The sequence below is a fragment of the Salmonella sp. SA15303 genome (assembly GCF_029962125.1).
GTDB lineage: Bacteria > Pseudomonadota > Gammaproteobacteria > Enterobacterales > Enterobacteriaceae > Salmonella > Salmonella enterica.
The window spans coordinates 4,816,944-4,842,155 of the sequence record NZ_CP123924.1 but is presented as its reverse complement, the minus strand read 5'-3'; the positions used below and the strand labels follow the sequence as shown (position 1 = coordinate 4,842,155).

The following is a 25,212-nucleotide window of genomic DNA, read 5'->3' as shown; positions in this document are numbered from 1 at the left end:
CCAGACACTAACTTATTGAGTACTTTTAGGGTTGCGCTAGAAAGTTTTCTACCGATCCTAGAAGTCTCTAGGATCGGTAGAAAACTTTCTAGCGCCTCCTCTAGTAAAGAGTAAAAAACGAGCAAAAAACATTGCTCGTTTTTTTCATCAACGGAAGACAAATCAAAAATACATAACGTTTAAATCAATGTTTGAAGAAACTATTAAAAAACAATTTGAATTGTTAGACATAAGTAACTTCAATGTTGATATATCTCATCGTCTCCTTTTCGTGTGTGGTGGCAAAGTCGATGTACGTGCACCAATTCCCCCCAGTTTTAGGGATAGACTACTCACTTACACAGCAAAAAATGCCTCTGAACTTCACGAACATTTCATTCTAGCTGAGACATTCAAGGATTATTTTAAAGAGAATGCCTATCCGGACCTTCTGGTGTTTGAAGATGATATAGCCAGTATTTCATCTCTTATTATCATTTTTTTAGAAAGCCCAGGATCATTAGTTGAGTTAGGTATATTTTGCAACAAATCAGAACTATTTAAAAAAATACTGATTGTTGCTTCAGCGGAAGAAGTATACGGTGAGGACTCATTCATTTATTTAGGCCCACTAGAGTATATTAAGAAGAAAGTCTCATCCTCTGTTGTAATCTATCCTTGGCCGGATCCTGAAGTCTTAAAATACGATAATGATTTTCTTGATGATTTATGTGTAAATATAAAAGAAAAACTTTCATCAATCCCAAAAACAGAACAATTCAGTAAGGATAATTCTGGACATATAGCACTTCTAATTACTGAAATTATATCTCTTTGCGCCCCAATACAACTTAGTGAAATAGAATCAGCCCTAAACTCATTAGGGATTAATATTTCAACAAAAATTATTAACAGATCAATTTATTTACTTCAGAAAGTTGGTTTTATAGACGTTTTATCATATAGCTCAAACAAATATTACTTTCCATTAAAAGAGCGCAAATGGGTAAAATTTGGTAAAACTAAAGATAATAAACTCATAGATAATCAACAATTAAAAATGAAGGTTAGACAATCTTTTGTAACATTAACCGATCCATTATCAAAACGAAGAATTACAGCGCTGCGTCAAATAATAGCAAAAAAAGAAATGGCTGAGGAGATTAATTAATGGACATATTACAGCATATTTCAGATTTACTATTAACCAAGAAAAGTGAAATCATTTCCTTTTCATTGACGGCACCTTATCGCTATAAAATATATAAAATTGCAAAAAGAAACTCAGATAAGAAGAGAACTATTGCTCATCCTTCGAAAGAACTAAAATTTATACAACGTGAAATTACTGAGTATTTAACCGATAAATTACCCGTTCATGAATGCGCATTTGCATATAAAAAGGGCAGTAGCATTAAGACCAACGCTCAAGTTCATCTTCATACAAAATACTTGTTGAAGATGGATTTTGAGAATTTTTTCCCTAGCATAACACCACGTCTATTTTTCTCAAAGTTACGACTTGCAAATATTGATTTAACTGCAGATGATAAAGTACTACTTGAGAATATATTATTCTTCAAATCCAAGAGAAATAGTAATTTAAGATTAAGTATTGGAGCACCAAGCTCACCTTTAATATCAAATTTTGTGATGTACTTTTGGGATATTGAGGTTCAAGAGATATGCTCTAAAATAGGCGTTAACTATACTCGTTATGCTGATGATTTAACCTTTTCAACAAATAATAAAGATGTTTTGTTTGATATACCTGACATGCTTGAAAACGTACTGCCTAAATATTCTTTAGGTAGGATTAGAATCAATCATGAAAAAACAGTGTTTTCTTCAAAAGGACATAACCGTCACGTTACTGGTATAACTCTAACAAACGATAACAAATTATCCATAGGTAGAGAAAGGAAAAGAAAAATCTCTGCCATGATCCATCATTTTATAAATGGGAAATTATCTACTGACGAATGCAATAAATTAGTCGGGCTACTTGCATTTGCTAAAAATATTGAGCCTTCGTTTTATAAAAGCATGGTCATTAAATATGGATCTGATAATATTTATAAATTACAAAAACAAAAAGACAAATAATTTCTGCTGCACTTTTATAGACACCAGTGTTTTGTTGATTATGCCCAGAACAACTTGGAATAAGTTTTCCTAAGCGTATTACATTATACGCTTGGCCTAACTTAATCATAGATTTTCCAGAAAAATAAATTTTTCAAATCCCATAAACAATTCCCCACAGCTTCCCTACGCCCCCGGTCAACCAGGGAACGAAGCGTGGCCTGAAACTGACCTCCTGTCTCGATACAGGTGACCACACCCTTTATCGCTACCCTGTTGCAAGCGTAGCGGCAGACAGAACGCTGTAGATAAGTCGGACGGCATTGCCGAAGGCTTTCCGTCCGTACTTCCTGCTGAATGTGCAAAACGCGGCGTCACTTTTAAGAGCGTAAGAGAGTGAAAGTGACGCCAGCGCGCAGATCAGCTTCAACCCGGCTACTGCCTGCAAATCCACTGCAACAAACTGGCTGACACTCAAACAGATGTCAGAAATTCACTTACCAGGGTCAATCTGGCCGGGATCTCAAAAAATGCATGGAACTAAAACGGGTCTATTTACAGTTTCACCAGCTACTTGGTTTTTGTGTCCTTTAATGTGCCCATAGCCATGTTTTCAAGGCAAATTATAGATTATATATCAACGAATTATCTAGATTTTCCAGTTTCTGTATTGGTGTCGGGTGACGGCTGACGCCATCCGGCTTACGTCACTGCCGGGGTGATATCTCATTGCCTCATAGGAAATCACTGTTGTCCAAATGGCAACTCGTCTCGCGCAACATCGCCCCGTATTCTTAGCGCCACACTTTTCGTGAGGCCGCTATGAAACGTTTTCTACTGTGTAGTTTTGCCCTGGTTTTACTCTATCCTGCCGGTATTGATATGTATCTGGTCGGTTTACCGCGTATAGCCGCCGATCTGAACGCCAGCGAGGCGCAGTTGCATATCGCCTTCTCCGTTTACCTGGCCGGAATGGCGACGGCCATGCTGTTTGCCGGGAAGATAGCCGACCAGTCAGGCCGCAAGCCGGTCGCGATCGTCGGCGCGCTCGTCTTTATGATGGCCTCACTGCTTTGTTCACGGGCGTCGGAAGGCTCGCTATTTCTGAGTGGGCGTTTTCTTCAGGGAGTAGGCGCAGGCGGCTGCTATGTGGTGGCGTTCGCCATTCTGCGCGACACGCTCGACGAGCATCGCCGGGCGAAAGTGCTGTCATTATTGAATGGGATTACCTGTATTGTGCCGGTACTCGCCCCGGTGGTGGGGCATTTGATTATGCTTCGTTTCCCCTGGCAAAGTCTGTTCTATACGATGTCCGCGATGGGCATTATTGTGGGCCTGTTATCACTGTTTATCCTGCGCGAGACGCGCCCGGTAAGGCTGGCTCCACGCGATTTATCACGATCGTCGCCCGCCGCCGAGTCGCTGATTAACCGTTTTTTCGTTAGTCGACTGGCGATCACCACCCTTAGCGTGTCGGTGATCCTGACCTTTGTCAATGCCTCTCCAGTGCTGCTGATGGAGGTGATGGGATTTAGCCGTGGCGACTATGCCATTACCATGGCGCTCACCGCAGGCGTCAGTATGGTCGTCTCTTTTTCCACCCCTTTTGCGCTTGGGTTATTTAAGCCGCGAACCTTAATGTTCGTCTCACAGGGGCTGTTTTTGACGGCTGGCGTGACGTTAAGCCTTGCTCATACCAATACCGTCACACTCTTTGGCCTGACGCTTATCTGCGCCGGATTCTCGGTTGGTTTTGGCGTCGCGATGAGCCAGGCGCTGGGGCCGTTTTCGCTGCGCGCCGGAGTGGCCAGTTCCACGCTCGGTATCGCGCAGGTTTGCGGTTCATCACTGTGGATTTGGCTGGCGGCAATACTCGGTATCAGCGCGATGAATATGCTGATCGGGATTCTGATTGGTTGTAGCATAGTGAGTATTCTGCTGATCTTCTCCGTCACGCCCAACAGGTCCGTAGCCGAGCATGAAGAAATCCCTTACCAATCTCGACCTTAATTTGCTGTTATGCCTACAGTTACTCATGCAGGAGCGCAGCGTCACTAAAGCTGCAAAACGGATGAACGTAACGCCCTCAGCGGTCAGCAAATCGCTGGCGAAACTCCGGGCATGGTTTGACGATCCGCTGTTCGTCAATACGCCGCTGGGCCTGGCGCCGACGCCGCTGATGGTCAGTATGGAGCAAAGTCTGGCGGACTGGATGCAGATGGGGAATCAACTGCTTGATAAACCGCATCATCAAACGCCGCGCGGTTTAAAATTTGAGTTGGCAGCAGAGTCGCCGCTGATGATGATTATGTTTAATTCACTGTCGCAGCAGATTTATCAGCGCTATCCGCAGGCTACCATTAAGGTTCGCAACTGGGATTATGACTCGCTGGAGGCGATTACGCGTGGGGAAGTCGATATCGGATTTACCGGACGCGAAAGCCATCCCCGCTCGCGAGAATTGCTCAGTCTGTTACCGCTCGCGATTGATTTTGAGGTACTGTTTAGCGATTTACCGTGGGTCTGGCTGCGGGAAGATCATCCGGCGCTGCGCGAAGCGTGGGATCTGGACACTTTTCTGCGCTACCCACATATCAGTATTTGCTGGGAGCAAAGCGATACCTGGGCGCTGGACGATGTCCTGCAAGAAATGGGACGCAAACGCCATATCGCGTTGAGCCTGCCGGGGTTCGAGCAGTCGCTCTTTATGGCCGCCCAGCCGGGTCACACCCTGATAGCAACCGCGCCGCGCTATTGCCAGCACTACAATCAGCTCCACCAGCTACCGTTAGTGGCGCGCCCCCTGCCTTTTGATGCGCAACAGCGGGAAAAGCTGATGGTGCCGTTTACCCTATTATGGCACAAACGTAATAGTCATAATCCCAAGATTGTGTGGCTACGACAGGCTATCAACACGCTCTGCCGTCGCCTTATCTGACCACCTGCGTTGATAAATTAACCTTCCTCTTACCAGAAATGTCACCATCTGATTAAAGAACCTTCTGAAATTGAATTTTTAGCGCGTAAAACCTGTCCATAATTTACGTTAATGTTACTCTCGTCATTATCACGGCCCATTAATCACGGAGCGAAAAATGGCGACTCACTTTGCCAGAGGGATACTTACGGAGGGACAGTTGGTTTCAATTCGTCTCTCTTCGTCTTGCCATATTGAAGCCAGAAACCTGCCTGCTCACCGACGAACGCGTTTTCTCGCCTCCAGAGGCCTTCTTGCCGAACTGATGTTTATGCTGTACGGAATTAGCGAGCTGCCGGAAATCATTATTCAGGCGAAAGGTAAACCCGCGTTTCGTGACAAAAATCTGCCAGGCTTTTCTATCTCCTATGCCGGAAATATGGTTGGCGTGGCGTTGACCACCGAAGGAGAGTGCGGGCTGGATATGGAATTACAGCGCACCTCCCGCGGCTTTCACCATCCGCATTCGCTCGAACGCCACCCTTTCTCCCGTAATGAAAACTTATGGGTAGCCAATCAAAACGATCCCAACGAAGCGCGAGCGCAACTCATCACATTGCGCCAGAGCGTGTTAAAACTCACCGGCGATGTCATGAATGACGATCCGCGGGAGCTGCAACTTTTACCCGTTGCCGGACGCCTGAAGTGCGCGCATGTCACGCAGCTTGAAGCCGTGTGCGATGCGGAAGATGTGCTGGTATGGTCCGTAACCGTTACGCCAGCGATAGAAAAATTAAAAGTGTGGGAGTTCGATGGCAAACTGGGCTGGAAAAGCCTGCCCGATATCCAGACGCGCGCCAATGAGCCAACCGGTCGTCTGATGCGATTCGCCCAACTCCCCGCCGCCAAATCGTATACGCTTAATCGTTCATAATGAAAAAAGGGGCACGTATGTCTGAAACGCTGAATGTGGTTACACTGCTGGGAAGTTTACGCAAAGGTTCCTTTAACGGGATGGTGGCGCGTACGCTGCCTAAAGTCGCGCCGGCAGGAATGACGGTATCGCCGCTGCCTTCGATCGGGGATATTCCGCTGTATGACGCCGATATCCAGCAGGAAGAGGGATTTCCAGCCAGCGTAGAGGCGCTGGCGGAGCAGATTCGCAACGCCGACGGCGTCGTCATTGTGACGCCGGAATATAACTATTCCGTTCCCGGCGGCCTGAAGAATGCCATCGACTGGCTATCCCGTCTGCCTGAGCAGCCGCTGGCGGGTAAGCCCGTTCTTATCCAGACCAGTTCAATGGGGGCGATTGGCGGCGCGCGCTGCCAGTATCATCTGCGCCAGATTCTGGTGTTCCTTGATGCGATGGTGATGAACAAACCGGAGTTTATGGGCGGCGTGATTCAGAATAAAGTCGACCCGCAGACTGGAGAAGTGGTGGATCAGGGAACGTTAGATCATTTGACCGGTCAGTTGACCGCATTTGGCGAGTTTATTCAGCGCGTTAAAGCGTAAGTTCGTTAAAAACCCTCCCCCCGATGGGGCGAGGGTTCATTTCATCAGTGTGCGTCAATAAACACAATCTTCAGCACAAATAACAGCGCGACAATCACTACGCACGGGCTAAGGTCGCGCAGGCGACCGGTACCGATTTTCATCACGCAGTAAGAGATAAAGCCCAGCGCGATACCTTCGGTGATCGAGAAGCTAAACGGCATCATTACCGCCGTAATAAACGCCGGGACCGATTCGGTTAAATCCTGCCAGTTTACCCGCGCCAGGCTGGAGGTCATCAGCACGCCGACGTAAATCAGCGCGCCCGCCGCCGCGTAAGGCGGCACCATGCCCGCCAGCGGCGACAGGAAGATAACCAGCAGGAACAAAATACCGACCACCACCGCCGTCAAACCGGTGCGACCGCCCACCGAAACGCCGGAAGAGGACTCAATATAAGCGGTCACAGAAGACGTTCCGACAAATGCGCCAGTGACAGAAGAGATACTATCAACAAACAGCGCCTGCTTCATGCGCGGGAATTTGCCTTTCTCATCCGCCAGGCCGGCTTTATCGGTCACGCCAATCAGCGTACCGGAGGAGTCAAACAGGTTTACCAGCATGAAGGAGAAAATAACCCCCGCCAGGCCAAGATTGAACGAGCCTGCCAAATCGACATGCCCTACCACGCTGGTGACGCTTGGTGGCGCGGAGACAATACCGTTGTAGTGTACATCACCCATCATCCAGCCAAGCAGCGTCGTGACGATGATGGACACCAGCACCGCCGCATGAATGTTGCGCGAAGCGAGAATCGCAATAATAAAGAATCCGAGAACCCCCAGCAGCACGCTGTGCGAGGTCAGGTTGCCGATGCTGACCAGCGTTTCCGGGTTAGCGACGATCACGCCGGCGTTTTTCAGCCCCATCATGCCGATAAACAGGCCGATGCCGCTGGTGATGCCCACGCGCAGGCTGACCGGAATGTTGGCGATCATCCAGTAACGCACGCGGAAGATAGTCAGCAATAAAAGACCAACAGCGCCCCAGAAAATGGCGCCCATGCCTACCTGCCACGGCAGTCCCATTGCCTGCACAACCACGAAGGCAAAGAACGCATTCAGCCCCATCGCGGGCGCCAGCGCCACCGGCAAGTTAGCGAACAGGCCCATCAGAATACTGCCAAAGGCCGCAATCAGACAGGTGGTCACAAAGACGGCGCTGGTGTCCATGCCAGCTACGCCCAGAATTTGCGGGTTAACAAAAACGATATAAACCATCGTCAGGAAAGTGGTAAAACCGGCGATCACTTCGGTTCGTGCCGTCGTGCCATGTTCGCGCAGTTTAAACACGCGTTCCAGCATACCCTGACCAGAAGCCTGGGTGGTGTGTTGTTGACTCATTATCAATTTCCGGAGAAAGGAGGGAAAATTCGCCGTTATCCTATACCAAAATGCGACACCTGGCGCAGTTGTGTGGTAATTTTTTTCACTCAATTTGTTAGTACGGCAACGATTGCGTCCCCTCATTCAGCATTACGTAAACGTTAAACTTGTTAAAATGGAAATGACATGTCCCAAATCGAAGCAGTGTTTTTTGACTGTGACGGCACGCTGGTCGACAGTGAAGTGATTTGCTCGCGCGCCTATGTCACTATGTTCCGGCAGTTCGGCATTACGCTTGAGCTCACGGAAGTATTCAGACGCTTTAAAGGCGTAAAGCTCTACGAAATTATCGATACCATCAGTAAAGAGCATGGCGTTGCGCTGGCAAAGGCGGAGCTGGAACCCGTGTACCGCGCGGAAGTGGCGCGCCTGTTCGATACCGAACTGGAAGCGATCGCGGGCGCAAATACCCTGCTGGAGAGCATTAAGACGCCCATGTGCGTGGTATCCAACGGGCCGGTCAGTAAGATGCAGCATTCGCTGGGTAAACTGGGCATGTTGCATCATTTTCCCGATTTGCTGTTTAGCGGTTACGATATTCAACGCTGGAAGCCCGATCCGGCGCTGATGCTCCATGCGGCGAACGCCATGAAGGTCAATGTTGAGAAGTGTATTCTGGTGGATGATTCCAGCGCAGGCGCGCAGTCAGGAATTGCGGCGGGAATGGAAGTATTTTATTTCTGCGCCGATCCGCATAACAAACCGATCGATCACCCTAACGTGACGACGTTTACCGATTTGGCGCAGTTGCCGGGATTGTGGAAAGCGCGCGGGTGGGAGATTACGCGTTAACTGAAATGCCCGGTGGCGCTAACGCTTATCCGGCCTACAGCATCTGTACCTGTAGGCCCGGTAAGCGCAGCGCCACCGGGCAAAAGAATGAGATTTACTCTTTCGGATCTTTCCCCGCCAGCAGCTTATCCAGCTCATCGCCGCCGACGTGACGGAAATCCTGCCCCTTCACGAAGTAGAAGATGTATTCGCAGATATTCTGGCAACGGTCACCGATACGCTCGATAGAGCGCGCGCAGAATAACGCGGTCAGCACGCTGGGAATGGTGCGCGAGTCTTCCATCATGTAGGTCATCAGCTGACGCACGATACCTTCGTACTCCTGGTCAACTTTCTTGTCTTCACGGTAGATACGCACCGCTTCGTCGAGATCCATGCGCGCGAACGCATCCAGCACGTCGTGTAGCATCTGCACGGTGTGGCGGCCCAGTGACTCCAGACTCACCAGCAGCGGCTGATGCTGCTGGGAGAATTTCTCCAGCGCGGTACGGCAGATTTTATCCGCCACGTCGCCAATGCGCTCCAGTTCGGCGATGGTTTTGATAATCGCCATCACCAGACGCAGATCGCTCGCCGTCGGCTGGCGCTTGGCGATAATACGCACGCAGGCTTCATCGATGGCGACTTCCATCATATTAACCTGATGATCGCCTTCTACCACGCGCTTCGCCAGCTCGCTGTCCTGGTTGTGCATGGCGGTGATAGCGTCAGAAAGCTGCTGCTCCACCATGCCGCCCATGGTCATTACCTGAGTGCGGATGCTTTCCAGTTCGGCGTTGAACTGGCCGGAAATATGTTTATTAAGGTTCAGACTGTCCATTACGCACTCCTGAATTAACCGTAACGACCGGTGATATAGTCTTCTGTTTGTTTCTTCGCGGGCTTGGTGAACAGATCGTCCGTGTTGCTGAACTCAATCAACTCGCCCAGGTACATAAACGCCGTATGATCGGAGCAACGTGCCGCCTGCTGCATGTTGTGGGTCACGATCACCACGGTGTAATCCTGTTTCAGCTCGGTGATCAGCTCTTCAATACGCCCGGTAGAGATCGGGTCCAGAGCTGAACATGGCTCATCCAGCAGCAGCACTTCCGGGCGAATGGCGATACCGCGCGCAATGCACAGACGCTGCTGCTGACCACCGGAGAGAGAGTACCCGCTCTGGTGCAATTTATCTTTGGTTTCGTTCCATAATGCGGCTTTGGTCAACGCCCACTGCACGCGCTCGTCCATATCGGCGCGAGACAGCTTCTCAAACAGACGCACGCCAAAGGCGATATTGTCATAGATGGACATCGGGAACGGCGTCGGCTTCTGGAATACCATCCCCACTTTTGCGCGCAGCAGCGCGATATCCTGGGTGTTGGTGAGAATATTGTCGCCATCCAGCAGAATTTCACCTTCCGCGCGCTGCTCCGGATAAAGCGAATACATTTTATTGAAGGTACGCAGTAGCGTTGATTTACCGCAGCCGGATGGCCCGATAAATGCCGTTACCTGATTCTTCGCGATATCCAGATTAATGTTCTTCAGGGCATGGAATTTGCCGTAGTAGAAGTTCAAATCACGAACCTGAATCTTACTCGGGGCAGTTTCAACCATACTCATTTCACTCTTTTCCTCATCCAGCGCCGCATCCGCCACGCCGTAAAATAATGCCTGATGGCGCTACGCTTATCAGGCCTACAATGTCTTTAACCGTGTTTTTTCTTCGCGAAAACAACACGCGCCAGAATATTCAGCAGCAGTACGCACAGGGTAATAATCAGCACGCCCGCCCAGGCTAATTGTTGCCATTCGGCAAACGGGCTCATCGCGAATTTAAAAATGGTCACCGGCAGGTTGGCGATCGGCTGCATCATGTCGGTGCTCCAGAACTGGTTGGAGAGCGCGGTAAACAACAATGGCGCCGTTTCGCCGGCAATACGCGCAATAGCCAGCAGGATACCGGTCATAATGCCGGAGATAGAGGCTTTCAGCGTAATCGCGGAAATCATCTTCCACTTCGGCGTACCCAGCGCATAAGCGGCTTCACGCAGGCTATCCGGCACCAATTTGAGCATGTTTTCAGTGGTACGGATAACGATCGGTACCTGCAACAGCGCCAGCGCAATCACCCCTGCCCAGCCGGAGAAGTGCTGCATCTGCGCCACCACGATGGTGTAAACAAACAGCCCCACAACAATTGACGGCGCGGAAAGCAGAATGTCGTTAATAAAGCGAATGATTTCCGCCAGCCAGGATTTACGGCCATATTCCGCCAGATAGATCCCGGCCATAATCCCCAGCGGCGTACCCAATACGGTAGCCCAGAGAATCAATAATCCACTCCCCGCCAGGGCGTTCGCCAGCCCGCCGCCCGCCGTGTTCGGCGGCGGCGTCATTTCGGTAAACAGCGCCAGCGACATCCCGTCGATACCACGCGTGATGGTGGACATCAAAATCCAGATCAGCCAGAACAGGCCAAATGCCATCGTCGCCATTGAGAGCGTTAGTGCGATACGGTTCTTCATGCGGCGACGCGCCTGCATCTTGCGACGGGATTCCGCGAGCTGCGCGGTGTTCTGCATATCAAGCGTAGCCATTAACGTGCTCCCTCGTTCTTCGCCAGACGCATAATCATGAACTTAGACGCCGCCAGGACGATAAAGGTGATCACAAACAGGATCAGCCCCAGCTCCATCAACGCTGCCACGTGCAGGCCCGATTCCGCCTCAGCGAATTCGTTCGCCAGCGCGGAAGTGATGCTGTTGCCCGGCATATACAGCGACGCGCTGTCGAGCTGGTAAGTGTTGCCGATGATAAAAGTGACCGCCATCGTTTCACCCAGAGCACGGCCCAGCCCCAGCATAATGCCGCCGATCACGCCATTTTTGGTGAACGGTAGCACGATGCGCCAGATAACTTCCCAGGTAGTACAGCCGATACCGTAAGCGGACTCTTTCATCATTACCGGTGTTTGCTCGAAGACGTCGCGCATAACCGCCGCAATGTAGGGGATGATCATGATGGCGAGGATGACGCCCGCCGCCAGAATGCCGATACCAAAGGCCGGGCCGGAGAACAGCGCGCCGACAAACGGAATGTTGGAAAGAATATTGCCGACCGGCTCCTGGAAGTACGTCGCAAACAGCGGCGCGAAGATAAACAGCCCCCACATGCCGTACACGATACTGGGAATTGCCGCCAGCAGTTCAATGGCGATGCCGAGCGGACGCTTTAGCCAGCCTGGCGCCAGCTCGGTTAAAAACAGGGCAATGCCGAAACTGACCGGAACGGCGATCAGCAGTGCGATAAAGGAGGTCACCAGCGTGCCATAAATGGGCACCAGAGCGCCGTAGATATCGTTTGGCGCGTCCCATTCCTTAGTCCAAAGAAATGAGAAACCAAATTTCTGAATACTTGGCCAGGAGGAGATGATCAATGAGACGATAATACCGCCCAACATCAATAGCACAATCAGCGCAGCCAGTTTTACCAGCGCGCTGAAAATCATGTCGCCTTTTTTACCCGGCGGGTTAAAAGCAGGCTTGGTTGCAGCCATAAATTACTCTTTCCATTAAACGCATTTTACGACGTTGCCCCTGCCGGATGGCGCTACGCTTATCCGGCCTACAACGTGGGCCTGCGGTCGAAACCGTAGGGCGGATAAGCGTAGCGCCATCCGCCAATTCGTTAATTAATACAGCGCCTTACCGTTGCTGTCTTTTATACTGGTCTTCCATGCAGCACGAACCTGCTCAACAACGTTATCCGGCAGGCTGGCGTAGTCCAGATCATTCGCCTGCTTAGCGCCATTTTTGTAGGCCCAGTCGAAGAACTTCAACACTTCAGCACCCTGCTCAGGTTTCTTCTGCGCTTTGTGGACCAGGATAAACGTGGTGGAAGTGATTGGCCACACATCGTCACCTTTCTGGTTGGTCAGATCCTGCGCGAAGGTTTTGCTCCAGTCTGCGCCTTTCGCCGCATTAGAGAAGCTCTCTTCCGTCGGGCTTACCGGTTTGCCGTCGGCAGAAACCAATTTGGTGTAGGCCAGGTTGTTCTGCTTGGCGTAAGCGTATTCAACGTAGCCGATAGCGCCTGGCAGACGCTGTACAAATGCCGCGATGCCGTCGTTACCTTTACCGCCCAGACCGGTTGGCCAGTTCACGGTAGAACCCGCGCCCACTTTCGATTTCCACTCGTCGTTGACTTTCGCCAGGTAACTGGTGAACACGAAGGAGGTACCGGAACCGTCAGCGCGACGCACCACAGCGATGTTCTGAGAAGGCAGCTTCACGCCTGGGTTCAGTTTGGTGATGGCTTCATCATCCCACTTCTTGATTTTACCGAGGTAGATGTCACCCAGCGTTTTACCATCCAGCACCAGTTCGCCGGATTTGAGGCCTGGAATATTCACCGCCAGCACCACGCCGCCGATCACCGTCGGGAACTGGAACAGGCCTTCCTGATTCAGTTTTTCGTCAGACAGCGGCGCATCGGAAGCGCCAAAATCAACGGTATTCGCGGTGATTTGTTTCACGCCGCCGGAAGAGCCTATCCCCTGGTAATTGACTTTGTTACCGGTTTCTTTCTGGTAGGTATCCGCCCATTTGGCATACACCGGCGCAGGAAACGTTGCACCGGCACCTGTCAGGCTTGCTGCTGCAAAGGCAGAGAACGCGCTCATCGATAAGGTCGCGGCGACAACAGTTGCGACAGTGGTACGCATAACTTTCATAATGTCTCCTGCACGGTTTCGGTAAATCGTTGTTTGAGTTGCTACGATGAGCAAAATAGGACAAATTGATGACAGTTATATGTCTTGATTATGACGGTTTGATGACAATGGAAATAAAAAAAGCTGGCCCGGGGAGACACCAGACCAGCCTGCAGGGGGAGATGAATTAGACTGTTTGCGCAACCGCAGACGGTTTCAACAGCGCGTACATCAGGCCGCAGACAATCGTGCCCAGGGCAATCGAGAGCAGATATTGCATCACATGTTCTACCGCATGCGGGATCGCCAGGACAAAGAGGCCACCGTGTGGCGCCATCAGTGTACAACCGAAATACATGGACAGTCCCCCGGCGATTGCGCCACCGACCATCGTGGAAGGGATGACGCGCATCGGGTCACGCGCGGCGAAGGGAATCGCCCCTTCAGAGATAAAGCACAGCCCCAGAATAAAAGATGCATTACCCGCTTCATGCTCAGCGGCATTGAATTTCGCTCTGGCCGCCCAGGTTGCGACGCCCATTCCTAATGCCGGTACCATCCCTGCCGCCATAATGGCCGCCATCGGCATATAGGAATGAGAAGCCAGTAAACCGACGCCGAAGGTATACGCAGCTTTATTCACCGGCCCACCAAGGTCAAAACCTTGCATTGCGCCCAGCAACATTCCCAGCAAGATAGCATTCGTAGAGGTCATATTCCCCAGGAACGTCGTCAGCCCTTCCATCACCGCAGACACCGGGCCACCCACCACGTAAATCATGATTAGGCCGGTAATCAGCGTAGACAGTAGCGGCAGAACCAGCACAGGCTTAAGCGCTTCCATTGACGCTGGTAGCTTAATATTTTGCGCCAGAAACCGTACGCTGTAACCGGCCAGAAAACCGGCCACAATCCCTCCCAGGAAACCGGCGCCGCACAGGCTGGCCAACATCCCGCCAATAAGCCCCGGGGCCAGACCCGGACGATCGGCAATTGAGAAGGCAATAAACCCAGCCAGTACCGGCACCATCAGCGCAAAGGCCGCCTTACCACCGATTTGAAATAACGCAGCCGCCAGCGTGCCCGGCTCGTTGAAGGCCTGGATACCGAAGACAAAAGAGAGTGCGATACACAATCCTCCCGCCACCACCAAAGGAAGCATATGGGATACGCCGGTCATTAAATGCTTATAAACGCCGGGTAGCTCTGTTTTACCAGCTGAAGAAGAGCGCCCGGCACTCCCCTGATAGACCTCGGCGCTATTGAAAGCATTATCCATTTCCTGCGCACTCTTTTTTAGCGCCGCGCCGGTACTGGTGCGATAGAGTCTTTTGCCAACAAAGCCTGACAGATCCAGCTCAATATCCGCCGCGATAATCACCACATCCGCCTGCGCTATCTCTTCCGCGGTCAGCGTGTTCTTCGCCCCGACGGAACCGCGGGTTTCAACCTTGATCCAGTCACCACGCTTGCGGGCTTCAATTTCCAACGCTTCTGCCGCCATAAAGGTATGGGCGACGCCCGTCGGACAGGCCGTCACAGCAACAATTTTTTTAGTCATAGTAGGGTACCCTGTTCTTTTAATTTAAAGAAAAAGCGGGAAAAAATGTTACAGGCGTGACCAGGCCGCTGCTTTCTGGAACAGCGCGTCATCCGGGCGAATCCCGGTATAAAGGACAAATTGCTCCACGGCCTGAATAGCAAACACTTCGGAACCGGTAATCACGGTTTTACCGCGTTCACGGGCGTAGCGGATTAGCGGCGTGACGGGCGGTAGCGCCACCACATCAAAGATAACGCTCGCCTTATCCACTTCCTGTTCGGAATAAGAAAGTTTGTCGGCATCATTACCGCCAGCCATTCCGATAGGCGTGGCGTTAATTAACAAATCAGCTTCAATACCGTCGGTATCCGGGCGCCATTCATAGCCATAGAGTTCGGCCAGTTGTTTACCTGACGCTTCATCAATCGCGACAATATAACCACGGGTAAACCCCGCATCCTTCAGCGCGCAGGCCACCGCCTTTGCCATACCACCGCTGCCACGCAAAGCAAACACCAGGTCGGGAGAGACCTTGTAATTCGCCAGCAAGCGAGCTATTGCAATGTAATCGGTGTTGTACGCCTTCAGATGGCCATTGGTATTCACAATGGTATTAACTGAGTGAATGGCCTGAGCGGAAGCATCCAGTTCATCCACCAGCGGAATGCAGGCTTCTTTAAACGGCATAGAGATCGCGCATCCACGGATCCCCAACCCGCGCACGCCGCTAATGGCCTGCGTAAGATCGGTCGGCGAAAAAGCTTTGTAGAGATAATTGAGATCCAGCGCTTCGTACAGATAGTTGTGAAAGCGTGTACCGAAGTTACTTGGGCGTGCCGCCAGGGACATGCAGACCTGAGTGTCTTTATTAATGCGCTTTGTCATGATGAATCCTCATAGAAGTTGCGATAGAGAAAATCATCGGCTAAAAAGGGGATATTAAAAATTGCTCATTCCCGTTCGGGAAATTTCACCTTTTATGACAACCCGGCACACTGAACAAAAATACTTAAAGCTACTCCAGCACTATGGCGACAAGCCTGTTAGCGTGACATTACAGGAGCTGGCGGATGTGTTGTTCTGCACCCGACGGCATATGCGTAATCTGTTGCTTCAGATGCAGGAGGCAAAGTGGCTCATCTGGCAATCACAGGCCGGACGTGGGCATCGCGCCCGGCTTCACCTGCGCTATAAACCAGAACAGCTGTTAAGCGAAAAGGCGGAGCAGTTACTGGAGTCTGGTCATATTGATCAGGCCATTCAGCTGCTGGGTAAAAATAAGCACCAGGTGGCGCAACTGCTGCGTTCAAAGCTGGGCTATAGCGTGCGGGCAGACTATCAGCGGCTGTGCATCCCCTATTATCGGACAATGCCGTCGCTGTGCCCCGGCATACCGTTGCGTCGCTCTGAGCAGCATCTGGTCAGGCAGATTTTTAGCGGCCTGACGCGCATAAATGAGGAAAAAGGTGAAGTCGAAGCCGATCTTGCCCACCACTGGCGGCAGATTGATCCACTGCGCTGGCGTTTTTATCTGCGCCCCGCCGTCCTCTGGCATGATGGTCAGGAGCTGACGATCGACGCGGTTATCGCTTCACTGACCCGCAGCGCTAAGCTGCCGTTGTTCTCGCACTTGCAGACCATTCAGGCCACCGGGCCGCTGAGCCTTGAAATTACGCTGGCGCACCCGGATAACCGACTGCCGCTGCTGCTCAGCCATATTGATGCCATGATCCTACCGCCTGACCATACACAACGCGCTGATTTCCCGGCACATCCTGTGGGGACTGGCCCTTATGAGGTGGTGGAAAACAATGGCTTTCATCTACAAATGAAGGCCTTTGACCACTATTTCGGTCTGCGCGGGCTGCTGGATGAAGTGGAGGTCTTTATCTGGCCGAATTTAACGGAGACAGACAACCTGGCGGAATCGCTGTCGGATAACGACACGGCAGCCTGGCTCAGCTCCAGCCTGAGCGATGAGGATTACGTTTCCGGACGGCTTAGCCAGGTATCAGGCAAACCTTCTGACAACCTGCGCGAGATGTTTCTTGAGCGTGGAGGATATTTTTTATTATGCGACAGCCGCTCCCCGCACTGGCATACCGCCGAACATCGCCGCTGGCTACGGGAAACACTCAGCCCTTACGCCATACTCCAGCATCTGAGTGAGGCAATTCGCCCCTTCTGGGTACCGGGCGGCAGCCTGCTGTCCTCCTGGTTTCATACTATTGAGGCGGGCCCGGCCTGTTCACCTTTTATCTCGTCGTCGCCCTACGCAAAACTGCGTCTGGCCTATCACGATCAGCACCCTGAATTTCCAATGCTCCTGGATATCATGCAAGAGATCATGCGCCAGCAGGGCATTTTACTTGAGGGCGTTGAGCTGAATTATGATGACTGGGCGAATGGCAAAGCCAATGTGGATCTCTGGCTGGGGACGGTCAATTTCCCCATTCCCGAAGAGTGGAACGTCGGTACATGGCTACTGGGCTCCCCTTTACTGCGCCACGCCATCAGTGGTGGGGATGATGCGCTGCTGGCCCAATGGGAAACCCAGTGGCATGCCGAAACCATCAGCGCGGAACAACTGGTCAGGGAAACCACCCGTTCAGGCTGGCTACAGCCGCTTTTTCACCACTGGATGCGACTCAAAAGCAACGACCGGGCCAGGGGGATCCACCTGAATAACCTGGGGTGGTTTGATTTCCGATCCACCTGGATTGAGCCAGGGCCTTAAAGAAGAGAATGTGACCGGGTGCCCGTAGCGCAGGCAGGCGTAGCACCTCTTAGTCGCTCTTCAGCCACCATAGAGAAAGAACAGCGCCTGTCACAGCGCACAAAAAAAGGCCGTCTGTCGACGGCCTTCTGCCTGGTACTACATTTGTACTTACTCTACGGTAACCGATTTCGCCAGGTTACGCGGCTGGTCAACGTCGGTGCCTTTAATCAGCGCCACGTGATACGCCAGCAGTTGCAGCGGAACGGTGTAGAAGATAGGCGCAATGACCTCTTCCACATGCGGCATCTCGATGATGTGCATGTTGTCGTTGCTGACGAAACCCGCATCCTGATCGGCGAAGACGTACAACTGACCGCCACGTGCGCGAACTTCTTCGATGTTGGATTTCAGTTTCTCCAGCAGTTCGTTGTTCGGCGCCACCACAATCACCGGCATATCGGCGTCAATCAGCGCCAACGGCCCGTGTTTCAGCTCGCCTGCAGCATAGGCTTCCGCGTGAATGTAAGAGATCTCTTTCAGCTTCAGCGCGCCTTCGAGCGCAATCGGATATTGATCGCCACGCCCCAGGAATAGCGCGTGATGCTTGTCGGAGAAATCTTCTGCAAGCAGCTCGATGCGTTTGTCCTGCGACAGCATCTGCTCAATACGGCTCGGCAGCGCCTGTAGGCCATGAACGATATCATGCTCAATGGACGCATCCAGACCTTTCAGGCGAGACAGTTTCGCCACCAGCATCAACAGCACGGTTAACTGGGTGGTGAAGGCTTTGGTAGATGCTACGCCAATTTCCGTACCCGCGTTGGTCATCAGCGCCAGATCGGATTCACGCACCAGCGAAGAGCCCGGCACGTTACAAATTGCCAGAGAGCCCAAATATCCCAGCTCTTTCGACAGACGCAGGCCAGCCAGGGTATCTGCGGTTTCGCCAGACTGTGACAGGGTGATCATCAGGCTGTTACGGCGCACGGCAGATTTGCGATAACGGAATTCAGAGGCGATTTCAACGTCGCACGGAATACCTGCCAGCGATTCAAACCAGTAACGGGAAACCATACCGGAGTTGTAAGACGTACCGCAGGCGAGGATCTGAATATGCTCAACCTTCGACAGCAGTTCGTCGGCGTTCGGTCCCAGCTCGCTTAAATCCACCTGACCGTGGCTGATGCGCCCGGTAAGGGTGTTTTTGATCGCGTTCGGCTGTTCGTAGATCTCTTTCTGCATGTAGTGGCGGTAAATACCTTTATCGCCCGCGTCATATTGCAGATTGGATTCGATATCCTGACGTTTTACTTCCGCGCCGGTGTTATCGAAGATATTTACCGAACGGCGAGTGATTTCAGCGATATCGCCCTCTTCAAGGAAGATAAAGCGACGAGTCACTGGCAACAGCGCCAGCTGGTCAGAAGCGATAAAGTTTTCGCCCATACCCAGGCCAATCACCAGCGGGCTACCAGAACGTGCCGCCAGTAGGGTATCCGGGTGACGGGTATCCATAATTACCGTACCATATGCGCCACGCAGTTGCGGGATAGCACGCAGAACAGCCTCACGCAGAGTACCGCCCTGTTTCAGTTCCCAGTTTACCAGGTGTGCAATCACTTCGGTGTCGGTTTCAGAAACGAAGGTATAGCCACGCGCTTTTAACGCTTCACGCAGCGGTTCATGGTTTTCGATGATGCCGTTATGCACCACCACAATGTGTTCAGAAACATGCGGATGCGCGTTAGCTTCTGAAGGTTCACCGTGCGTCGCCCAGCGAGTGTGAGCAATACCAGTGCCGCCATGCAGAGGATGTTCTTCCGCTGCCTGAGCCAGCATCTGGACTTTACCGAGGCGACGCAGGCGGGTCATATGACCTTCTGCATCCACCACGGCCAGACCGGCAGAGTCATATCCGCGGTATTCCAGACGACGTAAACCTTCGAGAAGGATTTCAGCTACATCACGCTGCGCGATAGCGCCAACAATTCCACACATAGTTTTATTTCCTGATTATGGCATTACGCCATGCGTTGTCGCTGACCTGTATGCCCGTCGTTGCGGGCGCCCCGAGCCTTGTAGAGAGTGGGGTTATTTTTATAAGTACTGCTCATGGAGCGGAGGATTATTTTATCCTCTCATCTCCGGTCTGCCGGATGGCGCTGACGCTTATCCGACCTACAAAATCACTTTTTCTTCACCGGACGCTGCCAGCCTTGCTTATGCACCTGCGGCACGCGGCTTAATACCAGTTCATTGTCGGCTACATTACGGGTGACGGTAGTCCCTGCGGCGATGGTGGCCCCTTTACCAACAGTAACCGGCGCCACCAGTTGGGTATCGGAGCCGACAAACACATCGTCGCCAATAACCGTTTTGAATTTGTTCGCGCCATCATAGTTACAGGTGATGGTCCCCGCGCCGATATTCACGTTGTCGCCAATTTCCGCATCGCCCAAGTAGGTCAGATGGCCGGCTTTAGAACCTTTACCGAGACGCGCTTTTTTCATTTCAACGAAATTGCCGACGTGAGCGCCCGCTAACAGCTCCGCGCCGGGACGCAGGCGAGCAAACGGACCGATGGTGCAGGCCGCTTCCAGATGCGCATCTTCCACCACGCTGTATGGGCTAATTTCGCAGTCATCGCCAATAACGCTGTTTTTAATAATGCAGCCCGCGCCGATCTTCACGCGGTGACCGAGCGTTACATAACCTTCGATGATAACGTTAGCGTCAATTTCCACATCCATTCCACAATGAAGGGTGCCGCGAAGATCAAAACGTGCCGGATCGCGCAACATAACACCGGATAACAGCAGTTTCTCCGCCTGTTCGGCCTGGTAAATACGCTCCAGACGAGAAAGCTGTAGACGGTTATTCACGCCGTCCGTTTCGCTGATGCGAGCCGGATGCACCGCGGCGATTTCTCGTCCTTCCTGATAAGCCAGCGCAATGATATCAGTGATGTAATATTCACCCTGCGCATTATTGTTAGTCAGCTTAGACAACCAACGTTTCATGTCCGCGCCGTTGGCGATCAGAATACCGGTGTTAATTTCCTGAATCTGACGCTGTTCATCAGTGGCGTCTTTATGTTCAACGATGCCGGTCACTTTACCGTTTTCACGCGTAATACGGCCATAGCCGCTCGGATCGTCCAGCTTCACGGTTAATAACCCAATACCACCCTGCGGTTTGGCATCGCGCAGGCGCTGTAAGGTTTCAACCGAAATCAGCGGCACGTCGCCGTAAAGCATTAAAATATCTTCATCGTCGCTAAAGAAGGGCGCGGCCTGCTGCATTGCGTGACCTGTTCCCAACTGTTCCGCCTGAAGCACCCAGTTCAGCTTGTCATCTTTCAGGGTCTGTTTTAACAACTCGCCACCGTGGCCATAGACCAGATGAACCTGTGCGGCCCCTAATTTAGTAGCTGCATCAATGACATGCTGCACCATGGGTTTACCCGCCAGCGTGTGCAGCACTTTAGGAATATCGGAATACATGCGTGTGCCTTTACCTGCGGCAAGGATCACTACGCTCATAGCACTATTTAACATACGCGTCCTGACTGTAATTTGAGAACGAATTTATACTGTTTCACGTTGAAAATACTACATTTTTTTCATCGTAAAATGGAAGAAGGATAAAACGCTCACCGGGATAAAATCCCCGCCTGCTAATGAATCATTTTCGTTCATTACCGCGCCTCTTGTCTCCTGAAAAGTAAAAACACCCGCGTATTGGCAACGTAGTCCGATGTTTTTGCTGTTTTTTTACTCCATAAATAAAGAAGATAACGTAATAAAGCGCAGGGGAGTCAGAAAAGCAAAAACCAGCGACAGAGGCCGCTGGTTTTCCGTTGCGCGTATTTTTTACTTAATTACGCGACATAAAAATCCGCAAAATATACCAGAACATGGTCGCGATAGAAGCAAACAGATGTAATGCCGCGCCAGCAGGGCGATCGGTAGGGTAATGGTGAATAATGTTAGAAGTATCGTAAAGTATAAACCCGGCGCACAGCAGTACCATTAGCGCAGAAAACCAGACGCCCAGCGAGAAGCCGCAGATGACGCTGGCAATAATCGCGCCAAAAGCAATGAACCCAGCCATAGTCAGAAACGAGCGCAGAAAAGAAAAGTCTTTTTTTATAGAAAAAGCGGTAAACGTCAGGCCGCCGACCAGCAACAGAGTCGTTATTGCCGCCGCGCCAATGCTCGACGGGTTAATATACGCCGCCACCGTTAACAGGGGGGCAAAAATCAGGGATTCTGCCAACACATAAATCCCCAGCCCGATAAGTTGCGTTTGATTATTCCCCGCATTATCCGCCAGACGGGTCGCCAGCATTCCCACCAGCATAAAAGCGCCGAGAACAACCAACCAGCTATATCTTCCACCAGCCAGCAGCACATCAAGCGCATACTCCCCGACCCCTATAAAACTCCACGCCGCGCTCAATACGATAAAACCGACGATGGCGACGGCGAGATGAAGATAAGCACGACGAATAAAGGTAGTACGATCAATCCTTGAGTCGGGTTGTGGACCCGCAAAGGATGGCTGAAATGACATAGTAATAATCCCTCATTTTATGCAATAAAAACGCATCCATTCCTCCCTTCTTCGCACAATGTGCAGATGCCAATGACAGAAAGAAGGATTTAATGAAAACAGCGCTGTCGCTGAAAACGCGTCGCCTTCAGCCGCTTGTTTTTGTCGTTGCTAGTTTATCGAATAAAAATTGAGAGGATAAAAAAAAACCAGTCCGCAATCAGACTGGTTTTATGCTTTCAAGCCGGTGTTACATCGCTTTTTTGGTCAACTCGATAACGCGCAGTTTAGCGATCGCTTTGGCCAGTTCCGCAGACGCCTGAGCGTAATCCACGTCACCGTGCGAGCTCTTAATGTGCTCTTCGGCTTTACGCTTCGCTTCCAGGGCTCGCGCTTCGTCGAGATCCTGACCGCGAATCGCGGTATCCGCCAGAACGGTCACGCTGCCAGGCTGCACTTCCAGAATGCCGCCGGACAGATAGATAAACTCTTCATGACCGTGCTGCTTAACGATGCGAATCATACCAGGCTTAATGGCGGTGAGTAGCGGCGCGTGCCCCGGGTAAATCCCCAGTTCGCCTTCGCTACCCGTAACCTGGATTTTCTCGACCAGACCGGAGAACATTTGTTGCTCCGCGCTGACGACATCCAGGTGGTAAGTCATTGCCATATCACCCTCCGATTAAGGCGTTAAAGTTTTTTGGCTTTTTCCACGGCTTCGTCGATGGAACCGACCATGTAGAACGCCTGCTCCGGCAGGTGATCGTATTCGCCTTCCATGATGCCTTTAAAGCCACGGATGGTGTCTTTCAGGGAGACGTATTTGCCCGGAGAACCGGTAAATACTTCCGCCACGAAGAACGGCTGGGACAGGAAGCGCTGAATTTTACGCGCGCGAGCTACCACCAGTTTATCTTCTTCAGACAGTTCATCCATACCGAGGATGGCGATGATGTCTTTCAGTTCCTGATAACGCTGCAGGATGGACTGAACGCCACGCGCGGTGTCGTAGTGTTCCTGACCAACAACCAGCGGATCCAGCTGACGGCTGGTGGAGTCCAGCGGGTCAACGGCCGGGTAGATACCCAGGGATGCGATCTGACGGCTCAGTACCACGGTTGCATCTAAGTGCGCAAAGGTGGTGGCTGGAGACGGGTCAGTCAAGTCATCCGCCGGTACGTATACCGCCTGTACGGAGGTGATAGAACCGGTTTTGGTGGAGGTGATACGTTCCTGCAGAACGCCCATCTCTTCCGCCAGAGTCGGCTGGTAACCTACTGCGGAAGGCATACGGCCCAGCAGTGCGGATACTTCCGTACCGGCCAGGGTGTAACGATAGATGTTATCGACGAACAGCAGTACGTCACGACCTTCGTCACGGAATTTCTCCGCCATGGTCAGACCGGTCAATGCAACGCGCAGACGGTTTCCCGGCGGCTCGTTCATCTGGCCATACACCAGGGATACTTTATCGATAACGTTGGAGTCGGTCATTTCGTGGTAGAAGTCGTTACCCTCACGAGTACGTTCCCCTACGCCCGCAAACACTGAGTAACCGGAGTGCTCGATCGCGATGTTACGGATAAGCTCCATCATGTTTACGGTTTTACCTACACCCGCACCACCGAACAGACCGACTTTACCGCCCTTCGCGAACGGACACATCAGGTCGATAACTTTGATACCGGTTTCCAGCAGTTCCTGAGAGTTTGACAACTCTTCGTAGGAAGGCGCTGCGCGGTGAATCGCCCAACGCTCTTCTTCGCCGATCTCGCCTTTCATGTCGACCGGTTCGCCCAGGACGTTCATGATACGACCCAGCGTAGCTTTACCTACCGGGACTTCGATCGGGTGTTCGAGATCTTTTACATCCAGACCGCGACGCAGACCGTCAGAAGACCCCATCGCGATGGTACGCACAATACCGCCGCCAAGCTGCTGCTGAACTTCCAGCACCAGCTTCTCATTACCATTCTGCACCTCAAGGGCATCGTACACGCGTGGTACGGCATCCTGAGGGAACTCGACGTCGACCACGGCGCCGATTACCTGGACAATCTTTCCAGTAGCCATCTTAAATCCTCTACGAAATAACCTGGTTAAACCGCGGCGGCCCCCGAGACGATCTCGGTGAGTTCCTGAGTAATGCTGGCCTGACGAGCTTTGTTGTATACCAACTGCAGCTCTTTAATCAGGCTGCCGCCATTATCGGTTGCGGCTTTCATCGCCACCATTCGTGCGGCCTGCTCGCTGGCCAGGTTTTCTACCACGCCCTGATAAACCTGAGACTCCACATAACGACGCAGGAGAGTATCCAGCAGCGCTTTCGGGTCTGGTTCATACAGGTAATCCCAGGCTTTACGCTTCAGATCATCATCTTCTGACGCCGGCAGCGGCAGCAGTTGAGTGATCGTCGGCACCTGAGACATGGTGTTAATAAATTTGTTGCTGACAATGTAAAGCTTGTCCAGACGGCCTTCGTCGTAGGCCTGCAACATCACTTTAACCGGACCGATCAGTTCGGACAGAGAAGGGTTATCCCCCATACCTGTCACCTGAGCGACAACGTTGCCGCCTACGGAATTAAAGAATGACACGCCCTTAGAGCCGATCATTGCGAGTTCGCACTGAACGCCTTTATCGGACCATGCCTTCATATCCGCCAGCAGCTTTTTGAACAGGTTAATGTTCAAGCCACCGCACAAACCACGGTCGGTCGACACTACCAGGTAGCCCACGCGTTTAACGTCGCGCTCTTCCAGGTAGGGGTGCTTATATTCCAGATTACCGTTCGCAAGGTGACCAATCACTTTGCGCATGGTCTCTGCATAAGGACGGCTGGCCGCCATGCGATCCTGCGATTTACGCATTTTGGAAGCGGCGACCATCTCCATCGCTTTAGTGATCTTTTGCGTGTTCTGGACGCTTGCGATCTTACTACGTATCTCTTTTGCGCCGGCCATGAGCTTCTCCTCAATGCCT

The 25,212-nt window shown here is 51.7% G+C and carries 22 protein-coding genes; 8 read left to right on the top strand and 14 right to left on the bottom strand.

From position 1 onward, the window contains the following. Window positions 1-187 precede the first annotated feature (187 nt). The 6 genes from QEN31_RS23635 (at window position 188) to QEN31_RS23610 (ending at window position 6,499) form a co-directional block, all read left to right on the top strand. Window positions 188-1,150 (top strand): retron St85 family effector protein, encoded by a 963-nt coding sequence (locus QEN31_RS23635; protein ID WP_000461381.1) that lies wholly within the window; start codon window positions 188-190, stop codon window positions 1,148-1,150. After that, entirely contained in the window at window positions 1,150-2,085 is a 936-nt protein-coding gene (locus QEN31_RS23630) for a retron St85 family RNA-directed DNA polymerase (protein ID WP_000353754.1), read from the top strand. The genes QEN31_RS23635 and QEN31_RS23630 overlap by 1 nt, the downstream gene beginning before the upstream one ends. A gap of 801 nt (window positions 2,086-2,886) precedes the next feature. Next, window positions 2,887-4,074, top strand: a complete 1,188-nt coding sequence (locus QEN31_RS23625; protein ID WP_099949742.1) for an MFS transporter — start codon at window positions 2,887-2,889, stop codon at window positions 4,072-4,074. Continuing rightward, window positions 4,043-5,002: an HTH-type transcriptional regulator YidZ gene (gene yidZ, locus QEN31_RS23620; RefSeq protein ID WP_000749366.1), complete on the top strand. Its 960-nt coding sequence runs from the start codon at window positions 4,043-4,045 to the stop codon at window positions 5,000-5,002. Before QEN31_RS23625 ends, yidZ begins: the two co-directional genes overlap by 32 nt. A 157-nt stretch (window positions 5,003-5,159) precedes the next feature. After that, on the top strand, window positions 5,160-5,915 hold the full coding sequence (locus QEN31_RS23615) for a 4'-phosphopantetheinyl transferase family protein (protein ID WP_000190678.1): 756 nt from the start codon (window positions 5,160-5,162) through the stop codon (window positions 5,913-5,915). Next, on the top strand, window positions 5,915-6,499 hold the full coding sequence (locus tag QEN31_RS23610; RefSeq protein WP_001527038.1) for an NADPH-dependent FMN reductase: 585 nt from the start codon (window positions 5,915-5,917) through the stop codon (window positions 6,497-6,499). The genes QEN31_RS23615 and QEN31_RS23610 overlap by 1 nt, the downstream gene beginning before the upstream one ends. A 44-nt stretch (window positions 6,500-6,543) precedes the next feature. Here QEN31_RS23610 and adeP read toward each other — a convergent pair whose 3' ends face one another. Then, entirely contained in the window at window positions 6,544-7,881 is a 1,338-nt protein-coding gene (adeP, locus tag QEN31_RS23605) for an adenine permease AdeP (protein WP_001519317.1), read from the bottom strand. A gap of 168 nt (window positions 7,882-8,049) precedes the next feature. Between adeP and yieH the strand changes: the two genes are divergently transcribed. Continuing rightward, a complete protein-coding gene (gene yieH / locus QEN31_RS23600; RefSeq protein WP_000078081.1) occupies window positions 8,050-8,715 on the top strand; it encodes a 6-phosphogluconate phosphatase in 666 nt (221 codons plus the stop codon). A 94-nt stretch (window positions 8,716-8,809) separates the two neighbouring features. Here yieH and phoU read toward each other — a convergent pair whose 3' ends face one another. From phoU to QEN31_RS23565, 7 genes are all read right to left on the bottom strand, one after another. Next, complete coding sequence (gene phoU / locus QEN31_RS23595) at window positions 8,810-9,535, bottom strand: phosphate signaling complex protein PhoU (protein WP_000377800.1); 726 nt, start codon at window positions 9,533-9,535, stop codon at window positions 8,810-8,812. A 14-nt stretch (window positions 9,536-9,549) separates the two neighbouring features. Then, complete coding sequence (gene pstB / locus QEN31_RS23590; protein WP_000063118.1) at window positions 9,550-10,323, bottom strand: phosphate ABC transporter ATP-binding protein PstB; 774 nt, start codon at window positions 10,321-10,323, stop codon at window positions 9,550-9,552. A gap of 86 nt (window positions 10,324-10,409) precedes the next feature. Continuing rightward, window positions 10,410-11,300 (bottom strand): phosphate ABC transporter permease PstA, encoded by an 891-nt coding sequence (gene pstA / locus QEN31_RS23585; protein WP_000212197.1) that lies wholly within the window; start codon window positions 11,298-11,300, stop codon window positions 10,410-10,412. After that, window positions 11,300-12,259, bottom strand: a complete 960-nt coding sequence (gene pstC / locus QEN31_RS23580; RefSeq protein WP_000741630.1) for a phosphate ABC transporter permease PstC — start codon at window positions 12,257-12,259, stop codon at window positions 11,300-11,302. The genes pstA and pstC overlap by 1 nt, the downstream gene beginning before the upstream one ends. A gap of 135 nt (window positions 12,260-12,394) precedes the next feature. Further along, a complete protein-coding gene (pstS, locus tag QEN31_RS23575) occupies window positions 12,395-13,435 on the bottom strand; it encodes a phosphate ABC transporter substrate-binding protein PstS (protein WP_000867130.1) in 1,041 nt (346 codons plus the stop codon). A gap of 166 nt (window positions 13,436-13,601) precedes the next feature. After that, window positions 13,602-14,975, bottom strand: a complete 1,374-nt coding sequence (locus QEN31_RS23570; RefSeq protein WP_000162545.1) for a fructose-specific PTS transporter subunit EIIC — start codon at window positions 14,973-14,975, stop codon at window positions 13,602-13,604. A gap of 48 nt (window positions 14,976-15,023) precedes the next feature. Continuing rightward, window positions 15,024-15,842, bottom strand: a complete 819-nt coding sequence (locus QEN31_RS23565) for a shikimate 5-dehydrogenase (protein WP_000166709.1) — start codon at window positions 15,840-15,842, stop codon at window positions 15,024-15,026. Between the two features lie 94 nt (window positions 15,843-15,936). Between QEN31_RS23565 and QEN31_RS23560 the strand changes: the two genes are divergently transcribed. Next, window positions 15,937-17,694: an SgrR family transcriptional regulator gene (locus tag QEN31_RS23560; protein WP_327258366.1), complete on the top strand. Its 1,758-nt coding sequence runs from the start codon at window positions 15,937-15,939 to the stop codon at window positions 17,692-17,694. Window positions 17,695-17,844: 150 nt separating this feature from the next. Here QEN31_RS23560 and glmS read toward each other — a convergent pair whose 3' ends face one another. The 6 genes from glmS to atpG all read right to left on the bottom strand — a co-directional run bounded on the left by glmS (window position 17,845) and on the right by atpG (window position 25,193). Beyond that, on the bottom strand, window positions 17,845-19,674 hold the full coding sequence (glmS, locus tag QEN31_RS23555) for a glutamine--fructose-6-phosphate transaminase (isomerizing) (protein ID WP_000334066.1): 1,830 nt from the start codon (window positions 19,672-19,674) through the stop codon (window positions 17,845-17,847). A 188-nt stretch (window positions 19,675-19,862) separates the two neighbouring features. Next, the gene (glmU, locus tag QEN31_RS23550) at window positions 19,863-21,233 is read right to left on the bottom strand and encodes a bifunctional UDP-N-acetylglucosamine diphosphorylase/glucosamine-1-phosphate N-acetyltransferase GlmU (protein WP_000934854.1); all 1,371 of its coding nucleotides are present in this window, start codon (window positions 21,231-21,233) and stop codon (window positions 19,863-19,865) included. A gap of 319 nt (window positions 21,234-21,552) precedes the next feature. Next, complete coding sequence (locus QEN31_RS23545) at window positions 21,553-22,251, bottom strand: Bax inhibitor-1/YccA family protein (RefSeq protein WP_000009904.1); 699 nt, start codon at window positions 22,249-22,251, stop codon at window positions 21,553-21,555. A gap of 229 nt (window positions 22,252-22,480) precedes the next feature. Beyond that, window positions 22,481-22,900, bottom strand: a complete 420-nt coding sequence (locus QEN31_RS23540) for a F0F1 ATP synthase subunit epsilon (protein ID WP_001251971.1) — start codon at window positions 22,898-22,900, stop codon at window positions 22,481-22,483. Window positions 22,901-22,920: 20 nt separating this feature from the next. Then, window positions 22,921-24,303 carry a F0F1 ATP synthase subunit beta gene (gene atpD, locus QEN31_RS23535; RefSeq protein WP_000190499.1) on the bottom strand — a complete coding sequence of 461 codons (1,383 nt, stop codon included), beginning with the start codon at window positions 24,301-24,303 and terminating at the stop codon, window positions 22,921-22,923. A gap of 26 nt (window positions 24,304-24,329) precedes the next feature. Beyond that, window positions 24,330-25,193 (bottom strand): F0F1 ATP synthase subunit gamma, encoded by an 864-nt coding sequence (gene atpG, locus QEN31_RS23530; RefSeq protein WP_000896506.1) that lies wholly within the window; start codon window positions 25,191-25,193, stop codon window positions 24,330-24,332. Window positions 25,194-25,212 lie beyond the last annotated feature (19 nt).

Bases quoted from the DNA above. Each gene is read 5' to 3' on its own strand.
- QEN31_RS23635 (WP_000461381.1), top strand. From the start codon at position 188: ATGTTTGAAGAAACTATTAAAAAACAATTTGAATTGTTAGACATAAGT.
- QEN31_RS23630 (WP_000353754.1), top strand. From the start codon at position 1,150: ATGGACATATTACAGCATATTTCAGATTTACTATTAACCAAGAAAAGT.
- QEN31_RS23625 (WP_099949742.1), top strand. From the start codon at position 2,887: ATGAAACGTTTTCTACTGTGTAGTTTTGCCCTGGTTTTACTCTATCCT.
- yidZ (WP_000749366.1), top strand. From the start codon at position 4,043: ATGAAGAAATCCCTTACCAATCTCGACCTTAATTTGCTGTTATGCCTA.
- QEN31_RS23615 (WP_000190678.1), top strand. From the start codon at position 5,160: ATGGCGACTCACTTTGCCAGAGGGATACTTACGGAGGGACAGTTGGTT.
- QEN31_RS23610 (WP_001527038.1), top strand. From the start codon at position 5,915: ATGAAAAAAGGGGCACGTATGTCTGAAACGCTGAATGTGGTTACACTG.
- adeP (WP_001519317.1), bottom strand. From the start codon at position 7,881: ATGAGTCAACAACACACCACCCAGGCTTCTGGTCAGGGTATGCTGGAA.
- yieH (WP_000078081.1), top strand. From the start codon at position 8,050: ATGTCCCAAATCGAAGCAGTGTTTTTTGACTGTGACGGCACGCTGGTC.
- phoU (WP_000377800.1), bottom strand. From the start codon at position 9,535: ATGGACAGTCTGAACCTTAATAAACATATTTCCGGCCAGTTCAACGCC.
- pstB (WP_000063118.1), bottom strand. From the start codon at position 10,323: ATGAGTATGGTTGAAACTGCCCCGAGTAAGATTCAGGTTCGTGATTTG.
- pstA (WP_000212197.1), bottom strand. From the start codon at position 11,300: ATGGCTACGCTTGATATGCAGAACACCGCGCAGCTCGCGGAATCCCGT.
- pstC (WP_000741630.1), bottom strand. From the start codon at position 12,259: ATGGCTGCAACCAAGCCTGCTTTTAACCCGCCGGGTAAAAAAGGCGAC.
- pstS (WP_000867130.1), bottom strand. From the start codon at position 13,435: ATGAAAGTTATGCGTACCACTGTCGCAACTGTTGTCGCCGCGACCTTA.
- QEN31_RS23570 (WP_000162545.1), bottom strand. From the start codon at position 14,975: ATGACTAAAAAAATTGTTGCTGTGACGGCCTGTCCGACGGGCGTCGCC.
- QEN31_RS23565 (WP_000166709.1), bottom strand. From the start codon at position 15,842: ATGACAAAGCGCATTAATAAAGACACTCAGGTCTGCATGTCCCTGGCG.
- QEN31_RS23560 (WP_327258366.1), top strand. From the start codon at position 15,937: ATGACAACCCGGCACACTGAACAAAAATACTTAAAGCTACTCCAGCAC.
- glmS (WP_000334066.1), bottom strand. From the start codon at position 19,674: ATGTGTGGAATTGTTGGCGCTATCGCGCAGCGTGATGTAGCTGAAATC.
- glmU (WP_000934854.1), bottom strand. From the start codon at position 21,233: ATGTTAAATAGTGCTATGAGCGTAGTGATCCTTGCCGCAGGTAAAGGC.
- QEN31_RS23545 (WP_000009904.1), bottom strand. From the start codon at position 22,251: ATGTCATTTCAGCCATCCTTTGCGGGTCCACAACCCGACTCAAGGATT.
- QEN31_RS23540 (WP_001251971.1), bottom strand. From the start codon at position 22,900: ATGGCAATGACTTACCACCTGGATGTCGTCAGCGCGGAGCAACAAATG.
- atpD (WP_000190499.1), bottom strand. From the start codon at position 24,303: ATGGCTACTGGAAAGATTGTCCAGGTAATCGGCGCCGTGGTCGACGTC.
- atpG (WP_000896506.1), bottom strand. From the start codon at position 25,193: ATGGCCGGCGCAAAAGAGATACGTAGTAAGATCGCAAGCGTCCAGAAC.